General features: G+C 31.0%; 20 protein-coding genes and 1 tRNA gene. 12 read left to right on the top strand and 9 right to left on the bottom strand.

The annotated features are described in order from the left end of the window. Window positions 1-31: 31 nt before the first annotated feature. Window positions 32-1,492 (top strand): 4Fe-4S dicluster domain-containing protein, encoded by a 1,461-nt coding sequence (locus HNR33_RS06315; protein ID WP_429081338.1) that lies wholly within the window; start codon window positions 32-34, stop codon window positions 1,490-1,492. A gap of 35 nt (window positions 1,493-1,527) precedes the next feature. On the opposite strand, the gene HNR33_RS06320 is transcribed toward HNR33_RS06315, so the two are convergent. Together HNR33_RS06320 and HNR33_RS06325 are read right to left on the bottom strand one after the other, a co-directional pair. After that, entirely contained in the window at window positions 1,528-2,994 is a 1,467-nt protein-coding gene (locus HNR33_RS06320) for a UDP-N-acetylmuramoyl-L-alanyl-D-glutamate--2,6-diaminopimelate ligase (RefSeq protein WP_429081341.1), read from the bottom strand. Window positions 2,995-3,115: 121 nt separating this feature from the next. Next, window positions 3,116-4,741, bottom strand: a complete 1,626-nt coding sequence (locus tag HNR33_RS06325) for a glycosyl hydrolase family 18 protein (protein WP_429081344.1) — start codon at window positions 4,739-4,741, stop codon at window positions 3,116-3,118. Between the two features lie 242 nt (window positions 4,742-4,983). Between HNR33_RS06325 and HNR33_RS06330 the strand changes: the two genes are divergently transcribed. From HNR33_RS06330 to HNR33_RS06355, 6 genes are all read left to right on the top strand, one after another. After that, complete coding sequence (locus HNR33_RS06330) at window positions 4,984-5,640, top strand: TetR/AcrR family transcriptional regulator (RefSeq protein WP_429081347.1); 657 nt, start codon at window positions 4,984-4,986, stop codon at window positions 5,638-5,640. A 49-nt stretch (window positions 5,641-5,689) separates the two neighbouring features. Next, window positions 5,690-6,544: an ABC transporter ATP-binding protein gene (locus tag HNR33_RS06335; RefSeq protein ID WP_429081348.1), complete on the top strand. Its 855-nt coding sequence runs from the start codon at window positions 5,690-5,692 to the stop codon at window positions 6,542-6,544. Next, on the top strand, window positions 6,544-7,590 hold the full coding sequence (locus HNR33_RS06340) for an ABC transporter permease (protein ID WP_429081349.1): 1,047 nt from the start codon (window positions 6,544-6,546) through the stop codon (window positions 7,588-7,590). Before HNR33_RS06335 ends, HNR33_RS06340 begins: the two co-directional genes overlap by 1 nt. A 2-nt stretch (window positions 7,591-7,592) precedes the next feature. Continuing rightward, on the top strand, window positions 7,593-8,594 hold the full coding sequence (locus HNR33_RS06345; RefSeq protein ID WP_429081352.1) for an ABC transporter permease: 1,002 nt from the start codon (window positions 7,593-7,595) through the stop codon (window positions 8,592-8,594). A 368-nt stretch (window positions 8,595-8,962) separates the two neighbouring features. Continuing rightward, entirely contained in the window at window positions 8,963-9,496 is a 534-nt protein-coding gene (locus HNR33_RS06350; RefSeq protein ID WP_429081354.1) for a GNAT family N-acetyltransferase, read from the top strand. A 156-nt stretch (window positions 9,497-9,652) separates the two neighbouring features. Then, a tRNA-Lys gene (locus tag HNR33_RS06355) sits at window positions 9,653-9,729 on the top strand. A 151-nt stretch (window positions 9,730-9,880) separates the two neighbouring features. On the opposite strand, the gene HNR33_RS06360 is transcribed toward HNR33_RS06355, so the two are convergent. From HNR33_RS06360 to HNR33_RS06375, 4 genes are all read right to left on the bottom strand, one after another. Beyond that, window positions 9,881-10,051, bottom strand: coding sequence for a Spo0E family sporulation regulatory protein-aspartic acid phosphatase (locus tag HNR33_RS06360; RefSeq protein WP_429081357.1), 171 nt, complete (start codon window positions 10,049-10,051; stop codon window positions 9,881-9,883). Window positions 10,052-10,572: 521 nt separating this feature from the next. Beyond that, entirely contained in the window at window positions 10,573-10,824 is a 252-nt protein-coding gene (locus HNR33_RS06365; protein ID WP_429081360.1) for a hypothetical protein, read from the bottom strand. 344 nt (window positions 10,825-11,168) lie between these two features. After that, the gene (locus HNR33_RS06370) at window positions 11,169-11,564 is read right to left on the bottom strand and encodes an ankyrin repeat domain-containing protein (protein WP_429081362.1); all 396 of its coding nucleotides are present in this window, start codon (window positions 11,562-11,564) and stop codon (window positions 11,169-11,171) included. Between the two features lie 114 nt (window positions 11,565-11,678). Next, window positions 11,679-12,356 carry a class I SAM-dependent methyltransferase gene (locus HNR33_RS06375; protein WP_429081364.1) on the bottom strand — a complete coding sequence of 226 codons (678 nt, stop codon included), beginning with the start codon at window positions 12,354-12,356 and terminating at the stop codon, window positions 11,679-11,681. A gap of 177 nt (window positions 12,357-12,533) precedes the next feature. Here HNR33_RS06375 and HNR33_RS06380 point away from each other — a divergent pair, with 177 nt between their 5' ends. Next, on the top strand, window positions 12,534-13,148 hold the full coding sequence (locus HNR33_RS06380) for a LysE/ArgO family amino acid transporter (RefSeq protein ID WP_429081366.1): 615 nt from the start codon (window positions 12,534-12,536) through the stop codon (window positions 13,146-13,148). A 79-nt stretch (window positions 13,149-13,227) separates the two neighbouring features. On the opposite strand, the gene HNR33_RS06385 is transcribed toward HNR33_RS06380, so the two are convergent. Continuing rightward, a complete protein-coding gene (locus tag HNR33_RS06385; RefSeq protein WP_429081369.1) occupies window positions 13,228-13,905 on the bottom strand; it encodes a hypothetical protein in 678 nt (225 codons plus the stop codon). Between the two features lie 76 nt (window positions 13,906-13,981). Beyond that, window positions 13,982-14,305, bottom strand: coding sequence for a hypothetical protein (locus HNR33_RS06390; RefSeq protein WP_429081371.1), 324 nt, complete (start codon window positions 14,303-14,305; stop codon window positions 13,982-13,984). A gap of 169 nt (window positions 14,306-14,474) precedes the next feature. On the opposite strand from HNR33_RS06390, the gene HNR33_RS06395 reads away from it, so the two are divergent. Both HNR33_RS06395 and HNR33_RS06400 read left to right on the top strand, forming a co-directional pair. Beyond that, window positions 14,475-15,572, top strand: coding sequence for a GerAB/ArcD/ProY family transporter (locus HNR33_RS06395; RefSeq protein ID WP_429081374.1), 1,098 nt, complete (start codon window positions 14,475-14,477; stop codon window positions 15,570-15,572). 87 nt (window positions 15,573-15,659) lie between these two features. Beyond that, entirely contained in the window at window positions 15,660-16,235 is a 576-nt protein-coding gene (locus HNR33_RS06400; RefSeq protein WP_429081376.1) for a hypothetical protein, read from the top strand. A 326-nt stretch (window positions 16,236-16,561) separates the two neighbouring features. Here HNR33_RS06400 and HNR33_RS06405 read toward each other — a convergent pair whose 3' ends face one another. After that, window positions 16,562-17,845, bottom strand: a complete 1,284-nt coding sequence (locus HNR33_RS06405; protein ID WP_429081378.1) for an IS30 family transposase — start codon at window positions 17,843-17,845, stop codon at window positions 16,562-16,564. 207 nt (window positions 17,846-18,052) lie between these two features. Between HNR33_RS06405 and HNR33_RS06410 the strand changes: the two genes are divergently transcribed. Next, a complete protein-coding gene (locus HNR33_RS06410) occupies window positions 18,053-18,292 on the top strand; it encodes a hypothetical protein (RefSeq protein ID WP_429081380.1) in 240 nt (79 codons plus the stop codon). 150 nt (window positions 18,293-18,442) lie between these two features. Next, window positions 18,443-19,381 carry a hypothetical protein gene (locus tag HNR33_RS06415; protein WP_429081382.1) on the top strand — a complete coding sequence of 313 codons (939 nt, stop codon included), beginning with the start codon at window positions 18,443-18,445 and terminating at the stop codon, window positions 19,379-19,381. The last annotated feature ends 191 nt before the right edge of the window (window positions 19,382-19,572 follow it).

Consider the following 19,572-nt stretch of genomic DNA (forward strand, 5'->3'; position numbering starts at 1 on the left):
TCATAATTATGGATAGGGAGGAGGAGAGAAAGTGAGAAAGTTTGAAAGTCAAGTTCAACTTATTAAATATGAAGTATTAAGAGAAGTCTCCAGATTAGCTATGGAAGGAAGACTTGAAGAAGGCTGTAGTAAAATCCCAGAAATAATTGATCCAGGCCCTGAGCCAAGAACAAGGTGCTGTATTCATAAAGAAAGAGCAATTACTGTAGAGAGAGTTAAGCTTGCCATGGGAGGAAATAAAGATAATGATAATATAATCGAAGTTCTTGATTCAGCTTGTGATAAATGCCCTCTTGACCGTTTTGTAGTAACAGAAGCGTGTAGAGGCTGTTTAGCTCATAGATGCTCAGATGCTTGCCCTGTTGGCGCGATACAGTTTATAGGTCACAGAGCATATATAAATCCAAATAAATGTATTGAATGTGGAAAATGCAAAGAGGCTTGTCCCTACAATGCTATATCAGATGTTATGAGGCCTTGCAAAAGAGCATGTCCTACTTCGGCACTTTCAATTAATGAGGAAAAGAAAGCAGTTATAGATGATGAAAAGTGTATACAGTGTGGTGCATGCGTTTATCAATGTCCTTTTGGAGCAATTATGGATAAATCATATATAGTTGATGTTATAGAGCTATTAAAGGAAGCTAAAGCAAATAGAAATACTAAGGTTTATGCTGTTATAGCACCAGCAATATCAAGTCAGTTTACTTATGCTAAAATCGGCCAAGTAGTAAATGGAATTAAGAAGCTGGGCTTTCATGATGTGGTTGAAGCTGCATTAGGAGCAGATATAGTGGCTAAACATGAAGCACATGAATTTGCTGAGAATATTGAAAATCAAAGAATTATGACTAGTTCATGTTGTCCAGCATTTGTTTCATTTATTAAGAAGAATTATCCAATGCTAGAAAACAAGATATCAACGTCAGTTTCACCAATGATTGCAGTGTCAAGACTTATAAAAAATATGGATGAGAATGCTAAGGTAGTGTTTATAGGACCATGTACAGCAAAGAAAATGGAGATAAAGCAAAGTGATTTAGCTGGAAGTACGGATTATGTATTGACCTTTGAAGAATTAGCTGCTATGCTAGATGCAGCTGAAATAAAAATAGAATTCTGTGATGAGACAGTATTAGATAATGCTTCTTTTTATGGAAGAATATTTGCTAGAACTGGCGGGTTAGTGGAGTCAGTAAGACATGTTGTAGATATGGATAACATGGAAGTAAACTTTAAGCCTATTAGCTGTGACGGAATAAAAGAATGTGACAGAGCTTTGAAAATGGCCAGAGTAAACAAGCTTGATGCCAACTTTATAGAAGGTATGGCATGCGTTGGAGGTTGTATAGGAGGAGCAGCGTCACTTCACCATGGTCCTAAAGATAGAAATGAAGTAGATAAATACGGAAAGCTTGCTATAGAAAAAGACATAAAAGATAGCTTGAGGATATTTGATATAGATAATTTAGAGCTGAGCAGAAATAAATAATATAATTCCAATTAGAAAAAATGGCTTGATATACATCAAGCCATTTTCCTTTTATTAAGCATTTCCAAAACTATTTCTCTTTCATCAAAATGAAAAACTTCAGTACCAATGATTTGTTCAGTCTCATGTCCTTTCCCAGCTAGAAGTATAATGTCATTTGGTTGTGCTATTTTCAGAGCATACTCTATAGCTTTTTTCCTGTCAATAATTTCTACGTATTTTCCATTTTCTTTCTTTATTGCTTCTGTAATTTGAGTCATAATTGCTTTAGGATCTTCACGTTTTGGGTTGTCTGAAGTAACTATTGATAAGTCACAGTTTTTTCCTGCGACACTCCCCATATCCCATCTTTTGTCTTTACCCTTTTCACCACCGGCTCCGAAAACAACTATTTTTCTGCCTTTTGCAAATAGATCAATAGTATCTAAAGCCTTTTGCAGACCATCTCCGGTATGTGCGTAGTCAATTATTACAGTGTAGTCTGTATTTGTTGGCACAACTTCAAATCTTCCCCTCACGCCTTTAACGTCACTTATACCTGCTTTTATTTCTTCTAGACTTATATTGCAAGCATATGCACAAGATATTGCTGCTAAGCTGTTATAAACATATATTAGTCCTGGTATGTTAACATGTATATCAATATTTCCCTTTGGAGTATGAACTATATAATCTACACCACGAGGAGAGTATGATATATCTGTAGCATATATGTCAGCCATACTGTTTACTCCATAAGCTAGCAATTTTGCTTTAGAGTTATCAATTTTTTCAATTAATTCATTGCTATGGGGATCGTCAATATTAACAATGTTATATTTATTACTCATATTGAACAATTTGACCTTAGCATTTAGATAGTTTTCCATATTCTTATGCAGATCCATATGGTCACGTGATAGATTAGTAAATAAAGCAATATCAAAATCACAGCAATCAACTCTATTAAGCTCTAAGGAATGGGAAGATACTTCCATTACACAGCTATCAAAACATTTATCCTTCATGTGCCTAAACATTTTCTGAAGCTCCAAAGATTCAGGAGTAGTATTTTTTGTATTGATAAATTCATTGCCAATTATATTACCTATAGTTCCGATTAGACCAGAATTCATTTTTGCTTGCTCAAAAATTGATTTGATCAAATATGTAGTTGAAGTTTTTCCATTTGTTCCAGTTATTCCAATTAAATTCAGTTCTGAAGATGGATTACCATAGAAATTTGAGGAGATTTTAGCCAATGCAAATCTTGCATTACTTACTTTTATAATAGTTATATCTTCAATAAGCGAGACATCTTTTTCAACGAATAGTGCTTTTGCACCGTTTTTAATAGCTTGCCCTATAAAATTATGTCCATCAACTGAAAAGCCCGATATAGCTACAAAGACGCTACCTTCAATAGCTTGTCTTGAATTATAGCATACTGAGGTAATATCTAAATCTAGACTTCCTTTTATTTCAATTACATCTAATTCTTCAATAAGATTTTTTAGTTCCATCATACTTCCCCCCATTATTAAAAAAAGTCTACTTATTAGTGAATTATACCACAATCCACGCTAATGTCTAGACTATAGATAAAATGCAAAAATAAAAAAGCTTCAGCAATTGCTGAAGCTCTTAGTCTGTAGATGAATTTTCTACTGGTTTTTGTTTAAGTATTGTAGACCATATGTTTAAGTTTCCTGGATATTTTTCATTTACAGGAAAATCAGGGATATTTCCTATTCGCCAGATGGAAAAGCTGTTTATATTAAATAGTTTTGCAAGATGTATTTTAGATAATATGCTTCTATTATCTTCATACCATATAATATTTTCAGTATTATTTTGACTGTTAAAATAGTATAAATATGGGGAACTAGAAATACTATCATAGTGCATTTCTACAGAATCTGTTACTTGACCTTCAGTGATAGAAGGATTAATCCTATTCATTATTTGTTGATAGCTAGGACTAGTTCGTATAACAGAATTATTATTTAAGTCCTTAATCCATTGTACTGCGTCAAAGGACAGTTGAAGAACTATTTTGCTTTTATCTTTTATACCAGTTTCTTCATTTGTAATGTCTTCAAGGGCACTGTAAATATCAAAAGTAGGATCATAAATATTGTCTAAAGGTGCTAGAGGAGTTCTTATACTAGAGAAATTATTATATGGGTCAGATACATTAAGTTGTTGGACATCTCTAGCATAATAATCATGTGCCATCAAAATAACCTTATCAGCTATTTCACCAATAGTTTTATAGTCATAGCCCTTATAGTATTTTCTAGGATGAACAGCTACGTAAAGCTTTTTATTGCTTTCATTTAGCTTTTTCTTGAGCTCTTTAAGAAAATCATTATAATATGAGGATAAACGCTCATCTTTTATATTTTCAAAATCTATGACTACTCCGTTAAAAGAAACTGCATTACTGTCTTTTACAGTCAAATTTACTTTGTTTGCTATTTGTTCAATCACTTGCTTTTTTACGTTAGGGTCAGTAATAACATACTCTATGATACCTCTATTATTATCAAGCTTTGTTAGTTGAGATGCATAAACCATTAAGTTAGTAGATACATTATTTTCAAATGCTAGTTTAGTAGGCTCAGAGAAACCATTTGGTAATGAAAAGTCACCTTCATCCATTGTCAATTCAACAGTATTTCGAGAGTTGTTGTTGTTATATTTTAATTCGCTCCATCCAAAGCTTACACTATTAAATTCAGGAATAAAGTTAACCTGAGAATATGAACTAATAGCATAAAAGCCATTAAGCTCATGAATAGGTTGGTTTATTTTATTATACATATCAATTATTATCCTAATGGTCGGATTATCCAAGTCTAAACTAGCAAGATGAGAAATATTGTTATTAATATTATTGCTATTAAGTCCGTTATTTTCAGCTCTCGGAAAGATGATAGGGTCATTAATTGTGGCTCTTATGAATATTAGCTCTGCTTCTCTTTTAGATATACTTTTTTCTAGGTCATTAACATTATAGAGGTTTTTAGATATTAAGTTGCTATTTTCAGAAATATATAAAATATCTTCAGCGCTAAGCTTATCTATATTAACCTCAGTATTGTCTATGTATATAATCTTAATAATTGAACGCAGAAATTCTTTTTTAGAAATTATATCGAATGAACTATTTACAGTATTATCATCATACCCAGCGTGCACATATGCAGGCAGTATCATGGTTAGAAACATAATAAATGCTATTAAAGAATGAAATATTTTTTTCATGTTAGTCCTCCTTAAAGTTATATATACATTTACACATTTATTATCCTAGTATAGATTCTACATTTTTTTGATTATACCTTCTAGCATCTATAATCTATTATACTAGATTAGATAATAAAAGAAAGCAGTTAAAAAAATATAAATTTTGATAATAATGTTTACAAATTATAGAAGTTATTATACAATATGACTAACGAGTCATATGACTAACAAGTCATTAAACAATAGGAGGGATAAAATCAATGCCAAAGAGTACTTTTTTAAATCTACCTGAGGATAAAAAAGAGCGGATAACAGAAGTAGCCATTGATGAATTTGCACAGCATACTTTTCTTAATGCAAGCATTAACAGAATAGTAGAAAATGCAGGCATAGCAAAAGGAAGCTTTTATCAATATTTTGAAGATAAGAAGGATTTGTATAAGTATATCTTAGAGAAATCGGGAGAAAAGAAGCTAGAGTCTATAGCTGATGTCATGAAAAACATGAAAGAATTAGACTTTTTTAGTCTAGTAAGAGAGCTTTATGCCGCAGGAGTAAAATTTTCACTTGATTCTCCTAAACTTTCAGCTATATCGCTTGATTTTGTAAAAAACTGCGATAGTGATCTTAAAAAAGAGATTATGGGAAACAATGTGCCAAAAAGTAATAAGTTATTTGAAGACTTATTGAGTGACGGAATTGATAAAGGAGATATAAAAAGAGATATTGATGTAAAGCTTGTAGCATATTTGATAACTTCATTAAGTATATCTACAAGCGAGTATTTCATTAATGAGGTCAAGGAAGAAAGCGACATGGAGATTATGGGTTTGATTGATAAAACACTAGATATAATTAAAAATGGTATTAAGGCAAAAAAAAGACCAGTAAAGAATGTTGAAGACAGATTTTATTAATATGACTATGTAAGGATGCATTACTGTTTATAAGGTGAGGAGTGATTGTATGATAGAGGTAAAAAAGCTATTTCATGATTATAATGGTAATGGCGAATATGCGGTTAATGATGTTTCCTTTACGATTGAAAAAGGTGAAATATTTGGATTTTTAGGGCCTAGTGGAGCTGGTAAAAGCACAGTCCAGAATATCATGATAGGACTTCTTGAGCTACAAAAAGGAAAAGTCTTATATGATAATGAGTCTATTAAAGACATGGGTTCTAAGTTTTTTAATAAAATTGGAGTTTCTTTTGAACATCCAAATCTTTATGCTAAGTTAACAGGATATGAGAACTTAAAGTACTATGCAGGGCTTTTTGACGTACCAATAGATGATCCTATGACTTTATTAGATAAAGTAGGATTAAAAGCATCTGCTAACAAAAAATCTTCTGCTTATTCAAAGGGTATGAAACAAAGATTAGTATTTGCAAGAGCGTTATTAAATAGACCTGAAATAATTTTCCTGGATGAGCCTATGTCAGGGCTAGATCCTGGAACTGCAAGCACAATAAAAGAAATAATTAATAGCAAGAGAAAGGAAGGAAGTACTATATTCTTGACGACTCATAACATGTTTGACGCAGAGGAGCTATGCGATACAGTAGCATTTATAAATAATGGTAAGATTGTCGCAATGGACTCTCCTAGAAATCTTAAGCTTAAGTACGGTAAAAAATCTGTAGAGATAGAATACTTGGAAAACAATACAGTAAAATCAGAAATATTTTTCCTCGAGAAGTTAGATGATAGAGAAGCATTTAATAAAATAATCAGTTCAAAAGAAATACAGACTATACATTCACAGGAGGCTACTCTTGAGCAGATATTTATTAAACTGACAGGCAGGGGGCTGAAATAATGCTAAGAAGGTTTTTAAATCTGTTTATGCAAGATATAATAGTCGCTTTAAGAAATTATTTCCATATAGTGATTTTAGTTTTAGTAACTCTTATGATTTTATTCATAAATTTTGCCGTACCGGAGAAAGTAAAGCTAACTCCGACTGAATATATTCTTGATAAAACTGAAGGCAAAGTATTTGAAAAGTATTTGATAGAAGAAGGAGCGGATAGTACTAGGTTTTTTAATAGTCGTAATGATTTGATTGATAAAGTTCAGAAAGATAGCAACTCTCTTGGTATAATCATTGAAGGAGATATTCAGACTCCAAAGGTTACTATTATACACCAGGGAACAGAGTCAACAGAAATATTAAATGTGCTCGACTCTACTATAGAAAATGCATTAGATACAATTAGAAAAACTGCAAGAGAAACAAATTCGAAAGTATTACTTTTAAGAGAGAAATCAAAACCTATACCATTTAATAAGAATTTAGTTCCTATAATGCTTGTAACAGAGGCAGTAATGCTAGGATTTCTGTTAATTGCTGTTATGGTGTTTCAAGAAAAGGAAGAGGGAAGCATAAGAGCTTATCGTGTAAGTCCAGCAGGCACGATAGAATATATTCTTTCGAAGGCTGCTGTGAATACTCTGTTAGCGTTACTATATTCAGTAATACTAGTGACATTTACTCTCGGAACAAAGGTAAATTATTTGGGGCTTATACTACTAATATTTGTATCCAGTTTATTTGTAACATTATTAGGACTTTCAGTAAGCGTGTATTTTAGAACCTTACAAGAATTTTTATTTGTTGGTGTATTTTTCATGTCAATACTTGGTCTTCCAATAGCTTCGTACCTTAGTCCTTCATTTGCACCAAGCTTTATTACCTGGATACCATCATATAATATACTGTTTGGGTTAAGAGAAGTTCTTTTTTCAACAGGAAAGGCACAGTTTTTGTTTTCATTAATAATAATACTTGCAGTGGAGAGCATTATTTTGCTAGGAATAAGCTACTGGTCTGTTAGAAGGAAGCTTATGAAGGAGGGTAGATAGCCATGATAAAAAAGATCATTAACTTCATAAGAAAAGATTTTACTAGTTCAATGCGAGACAATATGATTTTATACGGACTATTATTTCCTATACTGTTAGCATTTATAATGAAGTTTTTTATACCAAGTATGTCTGATATGAAGCTTACTGTAGCAGTAGAAAAAAATGTAGAACAGCAAGTAATAACTGGATTAATGAACTATGCTAATGTAGAAGTATTTGATACTAAAGAATTAGTAAAAAAAAGAGTAGAAAAAAATGATGATATGGCTGGAATAGTAAGAGAAAACGATCAGTATGTGATTTTACTTGAAGGAAACGAAGCTGGTGAAGCAGCTGAAATTGCTAAAACCTTGATGGATATAATACTTTCAGATAAGCCTATGGCTGAATACTCACATTTAAGCTTAGGTAAAACAAACTCAGTACTGTATGAAATAACAGGAGCACTATTACTGCTGACATCCATTTTAATTGGAGGATATGTTGTTGGATTTAATATAGTAGATGAAAAAGAAACAAAGGTAATAAGGGCATTGGCTGTTTCTCCATTAACTACTAGAAATTTTTTGATATCTCATATGCTATTTTGTTTAATAATATCAGTTATGCTAGCTATAGTATCATGCCTGATATTTACTGGCACATCAGTCAGCTATATACAAATATTTGTATCTATAATTGCTACTACAGGAATAGGTGTAATCATGGGATTTATAATTGGGGGAATAGCAGATAATCTAATATCTGCAATAGCCGTAGTAAAATTCCTAATGTTAATATTTATGGGAGTTCCTATTGCATCATTATTTGTTCCTCAAAATCTTCAATGGATATTCTATCCTTTTGCACATTATTGGGCATTTGAGTCATATTTAAACATTTTTGGTGGAGGTAATTTACAGATAGGATTCACAGTAGCGACTTTGATAGCAGTGGCTTTGAGCATAATTATGATGCTTTTTGTAGCACCGATGTTAAAGAAAAGACTAAAATTGAGATAGGAGGTGCAGGTATATGCCTTGGTGGGGATGGTTAGTAATAGCTATATTAGTTGTGGTCGGATTACCTTTAAAGTTTAAGATATTAAAGAAAATGATAGCAAAGAGAGAAGAAAAAAGCGAAGAGGAAATTTAAATGTTTAAATTTTTTAATAATTATTGACATTAATCTAAAGTCATAGTAGTATATTTAGAAATATTAATTAAACTTTATGGAAGTGCTTCTAGGGTTCCGGGATATATTCTGTCTGGTCCGAGTGAAGCAGCTGTATTGCAGTACACCGTGAGTATAAAAGACTCTAGCGGCAGGTTCCATTTGGAATCTGCCGCTAGAGTCTTTTTATATTATTCTTTATTAGGGAGGAGATAATATGTTAGTTGGAGAAAGAGTGAAGTTAAGAGATTTGAGAAAAGAAGATGTACAGCTCGCTTATCAGTATATGAATGACCCAGAGGTAATACTGAACCTATGGACCAGTATACCATATCCAATGACTTTGGAAAGTGAGATGGCATGGTTTGAAACTCAAAAAGAAAGAAAAGACACATATAACTTTTCCATTGAAGCATTAGACAGTGGATTATATATTGGAGGCTGTGGCATAAATGATTTAGACTGGAAAAACAGTGTAGCTACAGTTGGAATATATATAGGACACAAGGATTATAGAGGAAAAGGATATGGAACTGAGGCTATGAAACTTTTACTAAAATTTATCTTTAGCCAAATAAATGTAAACAAAGTTCAGTTGAATGTTTTTGGTTTTAATGAAAGAGCAATCAAATCATATAAGAAAAATGGATTTATAGAAGAAGGTAGATTAAGGCAGGCTATTTTTAGAAATGGCAAATACCACGATGAAATAATAATGGGCATTTTAAGAGAAGAATATTTTAAAGACTAGGGATGATTACCTGGTCTTTTCCCTTTAGTATATATATAACGAATAGAAAATACCTATGAATTAGTTGCTATTTATAGATAAAACATATATATTTCTTTTAATTTCTTATAGACAACTCGGAATAGTAGGAGTATAATATTTTATGTAATCAATTTTGCTCCTTTAGCTCAGCTGGCTAGAGCACCTGACTCTTAATCAGGGTGTCCAGGGTTCGAGTCCCTGAAGGAGCACCACTAATTGCAATGCTTTCAGAGGTTATTCTGGGAGCATTTTTTATGTTGTACCCCTATTTTACCCATCTAACTAAGTAATATTAATTCGGTTTTCCCCACTTCATGATTTGCTGAGAATAATAATAAGAATGATTTTGATATTAGTAACTATCTATAATTTATTTTTAATAAATTCATTATATTTAGCAATAGCTGCATTAAGAACCTGGCTTGCAGCTATGACATCAGGGTCTTGAAGATTACTCTTTTTTTCTTCAATTAATTTCATTAGATTTTCTCTAAGTGTTTCAATATCCTTAAGAAGATCATTAAGTTCGGTCATTTTGGAAGCCTCCTTTTATATTAGGTTACTTAAATTGCTAAAGATTTATACACTAATTATAATATTTTAATGCAACTTTAATACATGTTTAAGATGAGAAAAATAAGAGATTACATAAAATGTAATCTCTTAAAAATGATTATTTTATTCTCTAAAGAGCTCTGCATCAATTTCTATTTGAAAGTCTTTAAATTTGAGATTTAATTTAGCACTAAATAGCATTAGCATTAATAATATAGTAGAAAATAGTAATAGTAACATTAATATTGTTCCAGAAATGGTGTTTAGAACATGGATTATCATAAAATATCACTCTCTATAATTTTATTTTTATATAAATATTTTAAAATGATTTCTAACATTTTTGAAATTTCTTTAAAATCACTGTATATTTTCTGCTAAATATGATATAAATATATAAGGAGTGGCTTTAAGTTCAGTATGATTAAAGGAACTTTGGGGCAAACCCGATACAATGAATTTTATTGAGACTTATAGGAAACCTTAATTTTAGACGTTTTTTAAACGTCTTTCTCTTTTTTTTGCCTTGCTATATCAAACGAAATTTCTTTTTCAAGTGTATTCTGCTTGTATTTTCCCTTTATTCTCAACTTTCCAGTTGTGAATGTTATAATAATCAATATTGTAATTGTTGTTAGACAGATGATTAAGGTTCTAATTACTTCTACGTCAATAAACACCACCCCCTCCCCGTTACGGGTTTTCCTTGCCCCATTGTTCCACGGATTAACTGTGAGGATGGGTAATTTCATTGTATTTTTATCTTTTGATTTAAATCACTTATAAAATCATATATGGTTTTATAAGTAATTATTATATATTAGTTCTTGCATTATAATTATATGCTATTTTAAACTTTCAGTCAATTTATTACATTGCAATAAATTTATGGTAGTGAAGATTATCGTCAATATCCTTCACAATAATAATTATTTCTTAAGCACGCCTTATATCATAAAATAGAAAACATAATTATTACTAAAAATGACTCGCCATATATTGCTAAGAGATATATGATTATGAGAACAAAACACAAGGACCAATCGAGGAAGACTATTAATTACAATATTTTAACGACCAAATGTTATATTTACCGTTATTTTTTATAATCTTCGAATATAGATTTTAAAGTTAAGTTATCACTTTCCATAACTTTATCATAAACTGAACTACCATCTGATGTAATTATATTAGGATCTGCACCAGCTTCTAATAAAATAGATGCCATTTCACAGTTTTCCATTATGAGCACAACTTCAATTGGATAATTTCCTTCTGAATCTTTCTGATTAACATCGATAAATCCATCCTTCAATATTTTTTCTACTAAGTCAATATTATTAGATAATATCCCTTCAGATAATTTGTCAATATTATCTTGAACAATATTTTTATCTGTTTCATTATTGAAATTGAGTTCTTTTTCAGTTGTACATCCTGAAGAGAGTATTAAAAGTGAAATTGAAAACAATAGTAAGCTTTTTTTAAACATATCAGCACATCCCCTTAAATTTTCCATGTTAGATCATATTTATAATATGTAATATATCTCAATATTTTCATTCACATTAGTACTTTAATGAGATACAGAACTTGATTTTTTAGTCTATTTTTTATGAATGATGAGAAAAACACTTGACTCATCTACCTCATGAATTTCATATTCATACCCTGATAAGTAGCCAATTGTTTTTAAATCTTCAAGAGTATGTGTAACTGCTTTGAAACCGTCTTTACAAGTTATAATCCCATCCTTTGTTTTGTCTAAATCAAGTTCACCCAGCAACCCCTTCTCGGCCTGCTCTTTAAACCACATTAGTCTATACTCCCAAAATTTTTCACTGTAAGTACTAAAATAAACTTTTCCACCACTTACAACCATTCCCATGATCTTGTCAATCAAATCCGATGATTTGACCTTCATTGCGGACAAACCGTTTTGCAGACAAAGTATTACATCAAACTTTTCTTTTAATGTAAGATTATGTACGTCCATGGTCATAATTTTTGCATTAAGACTATCCTTCAAATATTCTTTGCCTAAAGAAACACTTTCATCAGAAATATCAATACCAACAATTGATTTGCAATTACCTGCTAGCTCCTTTACAATACGCCCATAACCTGCACCTAATTCTAAAATCCTTTCACTGCCTCTCAGATTACCTCTAACAAAAGAGATTTCGGCATCCAAATACTGCTTTATTCTAGGAATTTTGGTTTCATACGCCATAAACAGCTTTTGTGAATTTAGTTTTTGTGCGTAATAGTTGTTATCCATCATTGACAAGCCCCCTTATATTTTTAGTACAGCATAGTAAAAAAAACTTTTTACTTCCCTATTTTAAAGTTTATTTGCTTTATTTATAATAACAGTTCGTTACCAATATTACTATAATATGCTATAATTATTATGATAAAAAAAATTGCTTTAAATTGAGTATTTAAAGGAGAGAAAATAATGTTTGATGTTTTAATACACGGATTTATGCTGGGGTTAGCATATGTTGCTCCAATAGGAATGCAGAATATCTATGTAATAAATACAGCCATTAGTAAGAAAAAAATCAGAGCATATCAGGTCGCTTTGATAGTAATTCTTTTTGATATTTCTCTCGCATTAGCTTGTTTTTTTGGTATGGGATTACTAATGGATAGGTTTCAGCTATTAAAGTCTATCATATTTTTAGCTGGAAGCTTAGCAGTTATGTATATAGGCATAATGCTTATAAAAAGCAATCCGGAGACTAATCGAGAGATAGACACGAACAAATCTCTTCTTCAAATAACGGCTACTTGCTTTACCGTTACATGGCTTAATCCTCAAGCATTAATAGACGGATCTCTGCTACTAGGGGGATTCAAAGCATCTCTCCCTGTAGAGACTTCAAATCTTTTTATCCTAGGAGTTTGTCTGGCATCATTTTCCTGGTTTGTTGGATTGACAACTATAGTTTCTATATTTAAGAGTAGTTTTAATAGTAAAGTGATTAAGTGGATTAATATAATATGTGGAAGTATTATTATATATTATGGATTAAAGCTAGGGTATAGTTTTATAAAAAGTATTTTTTGAAGGTTACATCATAGAAGTCTGAACTGTGTATTTAGAATTTATGATGCATATAGAAATATATACCCAGTTTAAATTACACTTACTGTGGTTGTGCTGGATAAAAATGCTCTTTGTATTCAACTGGCTTATTATTTACAGAAAAATAGGCTGTTTTTTCTAAATACTGTTTTTTACTATTACTAGACAATTTATCATTTTCTTCTTTCCATTCTGCAGATTTTGAACTTATGTTGATTACTTTCCATTTACCATCTTCGATTGAAAAAGTATAGCGCTTATTTGTATGTGTTTCTAGATTATTTTTATAGTTATATTTTTTTATTATTTTTACAAAAACATATTTTCTGTTGTAATCTTTAGAATTATAAACATCAGATATTTCATATGCTGTATCTATAATATCATTATTATTTTTAGCAAAAATCGATGTTATTTTATTTTTATGTACTTTCCATTCTTTGGACGTCATTTTTTCAAGATCTTCACCTTTTAACTTAATATCATTATATACAAAAACTACTTGGTTATCTTTATAGGGAAAGAAACTGACTACAATATCTCTAATATTTTTTTTATATTCATTATAAGATATCTCTAAGTTATCAAATAAGTATTCATTTCTTTCATATAATTTTACTTTATTAACTAAGCTTTCATTTAAAACATTTCTATTTGGTATTTCTGGTATTTCACACCCTATTATTGCTATAAGTATATTAAAATAAAGCACTGCTATTATTAATTTCTTGCTTATCATACTTTTTTTCACCTCCATAAGAAAAACAGTTTTATACCCAGTTTTGATACGGTTAAGAAATGAAAAAAATAAAGGGCTAAGTCCTCATTACAATAATAAGATTTACTAAATTCATAATAGATACTATGGACCAGAAAGCTGCTGCTATTCTATATACTATTATTTCAGGCTCTTCAACATTTTGACTATTATAAATAATAGTATTTATCAATATATTAGGCTTGATGGCGATTATATATAGGCTTATAGTAAATGAAACAGAAAATATTGTATTAGTAATTTCTCTTTTCACACTGTGATAATCATATGAGAGTCCCCACAAAATTGAAAAAATGGATATTAAGAAAAATACAATCATTGCAGCTTTATATTTTCTTTCTGTTACATTTTGATGTGCCATATAGCTACCTCCAAATTATTTCAATTTTAGTTATATTATATCATAAAATAGAAAAAACTTGATATTCTACTATTGAAGTCAACTTTATTCTAGTTAGAGCATTTTGTTTTGAGTAACAATATAGGAATTAGCTAATACTAATTAGATATTAAATTAGGAGGAGCAAATAGTGGACAGAAACGTTATTTCTGACAGACAAGGTATATCACTTATTATTCTATTTTTAATAGGGACATCTTCTATACATACAACAGGATTACAAGCCGAAAGAGATTTGTGGTTAGCTATTATAATATCAATACTTATGGCTTTGCCCATAGTAATTATATATGCTCGACTTCATTATCTTTTTCCTAACCAAGGGCTATATGATATTATTGAGCTCTGTTTTGGAAAATTTATTGGAAAAGTCATTATTATTCTATTTTCTTTGTACATTTTTAATTTATCTGCTTTAGTTTTAAGAAGTATAGTTCAGTTTATTAATGTAACTGCTATATCTGAAACTCCTATAATCATACCATCAATAGCTATTATTATCATATGTATCTTTGCGATAAAAGAAGGCATTGAAGTTCTAGGTAGAATGGGAGAAGTTTTTGCAAAGATACCTATTATTTTTATAATAATTTTAGTCTTATTACTGATTCCTAATATTAATTTAAGTAATGCTAAACCTATATTATATAATGGCATGAAGCCAGTATTTAGAGGAGCTCTTAGTGTCTTATCATTTCCTCTTCTTGACACAGTTGCATTTACTATGGTTTTTACCGGCTTTAAAGAAAAAAAATCTTCATACAAGATTTATGTTTATAGTATAGCTATAGGAGGATTAATGCTGCTAACGACATCAACAATTGATTTATTAGTATTAGGAATAAATGCAGTTTCAATATTTTATTATCCTACTCATACTGCTGTTACAAGAATAGATATAGGAATGATTATTCAAAGAGTAGAAGTAATAGCCGCTATTATATTTATACTAGGAGGGTTTATCAAAATAAGTATATGTTTATTAGCTACTTCTAATGGAGTTGCTAAAATTTTTAGATGTAAAGATTATAGGTTTATAGTGATACCAGTTTCTCTATTAGTACTAAATCTCTCTTACTTTGAATTTGATAGCATTATGTCTTATGTTGAATGGACAAAGTTATATCCTTTACATGATTTCTTGTTTGAAATAATTTTACCCTTCATAATTCTAATTGCTGCTGAAGTAAAAAAGAAAAAAATAATCAATGATTTAAAGATAATATAAGAAAAGGGACAAATTAATTATTATAGGATTAGAATTATAACCAAAATATGCTATAATTGTATTGACAAAAAATAAAGGGGGAGTTCAATGAAAAATTTCAAAATTATAAGCATTTTACTAGTAGTAGTTTTAATTGTATTAGCTGGATGTGGTGGAAGCGGGGCTAGACCTGAAAAGACAGTTGAAGATTGTCTTAATGCAATTCGAGAAGGAAAATTAGATAGCGTGAATCAATATGTTTTAGATGGTGAGGCTAGTTTAAGTAACGTTGAAGATGAACGCAATGAAGTAGTATTAAATGAGACTTTTAAAAAACTAGAGTACGAAATATTGGAGTCAAAAGTTGAAGGAGAAAATGCCCAAGTAAAGGTTAAAATAATTGCTCCAGATATGGCAAAAATAATGGGACAGCTAATGATATCTGCATTAAATAATGCTTTTAGTGGTGATAGTGAAGAAGCAATGCAGGAAAAGATGAATAATGAAATGAAAGAGATTTTTAACTCTGATAGTTTTGAGATGGTAACAAGCGAAGTAGTCGTAAGTCTTAAACAAAAAGATGGTAAATGGCTAATAGATGCTAATGAGCAGTTTGTTAACGCAATAACAGGCAACCTTTTAGAAGTAATGAATGAATTAAGTAATATTAGTATAGGCAGCTAATAGAGTAATGGCATAGATTTGTTTGTATTATATTTAGAAAAATAACTAAAAATAATTTTTAGGTTAAAAGAAAAGTTAAATTCTAGTATAGGGTGACTGCTTAGTAAATGCAGTACTAAGTTCTGTTTTTGAGACTTAACATTATTATTAATTCGCTATATAATAACCTTATAGGCATATAAAAAAAGAATTTTGAGCACGCCAAAAAGGCAACTGGATTTAGGGTGTAAGACTAAATTCCACTTACCTAAGTGTAAGACTAAGTTCTATGCAGTGAAATCTGCCTGTGCCATATCCATATTATTTCAGTAATTCCGGTCGTAACATTACATCATCAGGGGGATTTCCTGTAGATGTAAAACGGAATGCAGTTGGTTATTCAGTAGTAGCAGAGACAGCTTGTATGGTGTACAGCCATTCAGGCTGTCTCTTGCTTCGCTATTAATGTGGTTCGTTAATTTATTGATGTCTTTCTGTGTATATTTATCAAAAGCTTTCCCTTTCGGGATAACATGCCTTATATACTGGTGGTTCTTTTCAATCATGCCTTTCTGCCAGGAACTATGAGGGTTACAGTAGTAAATTTGTGTTCTAATTTCTCCGTTTTCATCACATTCAAGTCTGAGCCGATCCTGAAATTCTACTCCGTTATCAGTTAGAATCACTGGAAAAAGCGTCTGAAACACTTTAGTTCCAAGTGATTGGGTAAGGTGATCAAATACCTTTTGTACACAGTCCTGAGTTTTCTCCTCCATCAGAAATATCAGCATTAAAGAGCAATTGCGAAATAGCATAGTGAGGAACACCTTACCACCTTTAATGCCTTCTACGGTATCCATTTCAACAATAGGAATATTAGGATGTTCCTTAACCAATTTTTGAAAATCATCATAGGTACGCCCGACACGGAATTCTCGGACCAAAAGACTGACACGAGTTGACTTTTTCCTTGGCTTATAGCGTACTCTTCGGCGAAGATCAATATTTCTGGCAGAGAATACAGACTTATCAATGTAGTTATAAAGTGTCTTGCGGCAACAGGGAATCTCTAAGGCATGAGTGGAATAAATGTGAGCGATGGATTGCCCTTTTAATAATAAAGGGGATACCAATGCATCTAACATTGAAATATCAACAGCACTTTGGTTAATTCCTTCTCTGGAAGAAATTAAGGTGTCTCGATAGGCGTCATCTGCATATTTTGCCGAATAGAATATCTTTTGTAACAAACAGCTTTGTTTCTTAGAACATCCATTGCATACATAAGGCGGTTTGTCCAGTTTCGAGCATTGAGTTGGTTGGTAATCTGGACAGATGTCTGAACAGTGAAGCTTGGGCTTTTGACAAATTTTACAGAACATCGCACAATTCTCCGGGCATAGATAACGTATTCTGCAGTCGGACCTATTAGAGCAGGGAATAGCTGGAGCTGTAGGCTTTCTGGTAGCATATTCACGATGTTTGCGCACTTCTTTAGAAATCGTACTCGGGTCTTTTTGAATTCTTCGTGCTATTTCTGCAAAGGGAATCTGATCATTCAATCCTTTTTCGATAACAAGTCTTTGAGATAATGTCAGGTGTTTTTGATTGCTTTTAATTTTGACGGTCATGATAACATCTCCTTCAGCACAGGCAGACAATAATCTGCACTTTTATTATACCGAAAGATACGTGTAAGAGTAACATCTATAATATTGAATTTAGTCTTACAAACTGGAATTTAATCTTTCACTTAACCTTTAGTTATTTTTTCACTATTTACACCGAACGAATGTTCTTATATAATATTAATAAGAATATATTGGAAGGTGAAGATGATGGGAGAGTATGCTCTTAAATTTTCTTATAATAACCATAAAGTGATTGAGATTATGTATATGAAGGGTATAGAAATAACTCAAAGGAAAATTCAGGTGCTAAAGATAGAAGATGAAAGTATAAAGGCTTTAGACATAGATAAAGGAGCAATACGCACTTTTAAAAAAGACAATATATTAGCTGCTATAAACATATCAAGTAATGATACAAGGAAAAATCATAACTTAAGACGAATATAGCAATGTCACTATTATTTATCATATTTATATATAGAAACAAGAACGATAGATTGAAAAACTATTAATCTTCAGATCGTAGAAAATGAATAAATAGTGTTCCTAGTGATTTGATACACAATAATTTGCTATACATTATTTAGGAGGGCTGATATGAAAGAGATAAATGAAAGACTCACTAATTTAAAGATAAAGATGAGAGAAAGGGAAAGGCTGAAATCTATTTTGCTTGATGTTAAGGAACAAAAGAGCAAAGCAGAAGAAAGAAAGAAGAATCTATCTAAGCAATTAAAAAAAGAAAAGATTGATGTAGAAAAACTTGAAGTGCTTTCTTTTAGCAATTTTCTCAACACAATCATAGGAAAGAAAGTTGAAAAACTTGCAAAAGAAAAGAGTGAGTTCATATCTGCTAAGCTTAGTTATGATACTGCATCTACAGAACTAGAAAGCCTAAAAGGAGAAATTGAAAGATTAGAAGCCAAGATATCAGATATAGGAGACGTGAGTAGTGAGTATGATCGATTAATCAAAGAGAAAGAAAGTATTCTCATGAATGAGTCTAGTGATTTTAAGAATAAACTAAATTGCATAGTAGAAGGTGAAGCTAAACTTACCAGTGAGAAGAAAGAACTAAATGAAGCAATACAAGCCGGGAATGAATTGTTATACTCATTGCAAAGAGTGCAGGAAAGCTTGACCTCTGCTGGAAACTGGGGAACTTGGGATATATTTGGTGGAGGTCTTATATCCACTATGGCAAAGCATTCAAGAATAGATGATGCGCAAAATGAAATAAACAATGCGCAGTATCTTATAAAAAAATTTCATAGAGAATTGCAGGATATTGGAGGCCAAATGAATTTGAGCATAGAGATAGGTTCATTTTTAACCTTTGCTGATTATTTTTTTGATGGATTTTTTTCAGATTTAGCAGTACAGTCGAAAATAAGAGATGCTCAGAGTAAGGTAAGTGGAGCTATATATAAGGTGGAAAAAGTTATTAGAAATCTCAATAGAAGATTAGGTGAAAATGATAGAAAACTTGAAGAATTAATAAAAGAAAGAGTAAGTATTATAGAAGGATATAAGTAGAATAGTGAGATAATTTAAGTGATTAAGAGGGCAATGTAGCTCTCTTATTTTTTATAACTAAACAAATTGAAGCTGATTAATACTATTGCTAATAGCTGTGAAGTATAAAGAGCTTGATTATTTAAGAATGTTACAGGCAAATATACAAACAATAATAAGATAGTGATTACTGAATAACATAAATTATTGAG

This window comes from Brassicibacter mesophilus (assembly GCF_050433385.1).
In the GTDB taxonomy this organism is placed as follows: Bacteria; Bacillota; Clostridia; order Tissierellales; family Proteiniboraceae; genus Brassicibacter; species Brassicibacter mesophilus.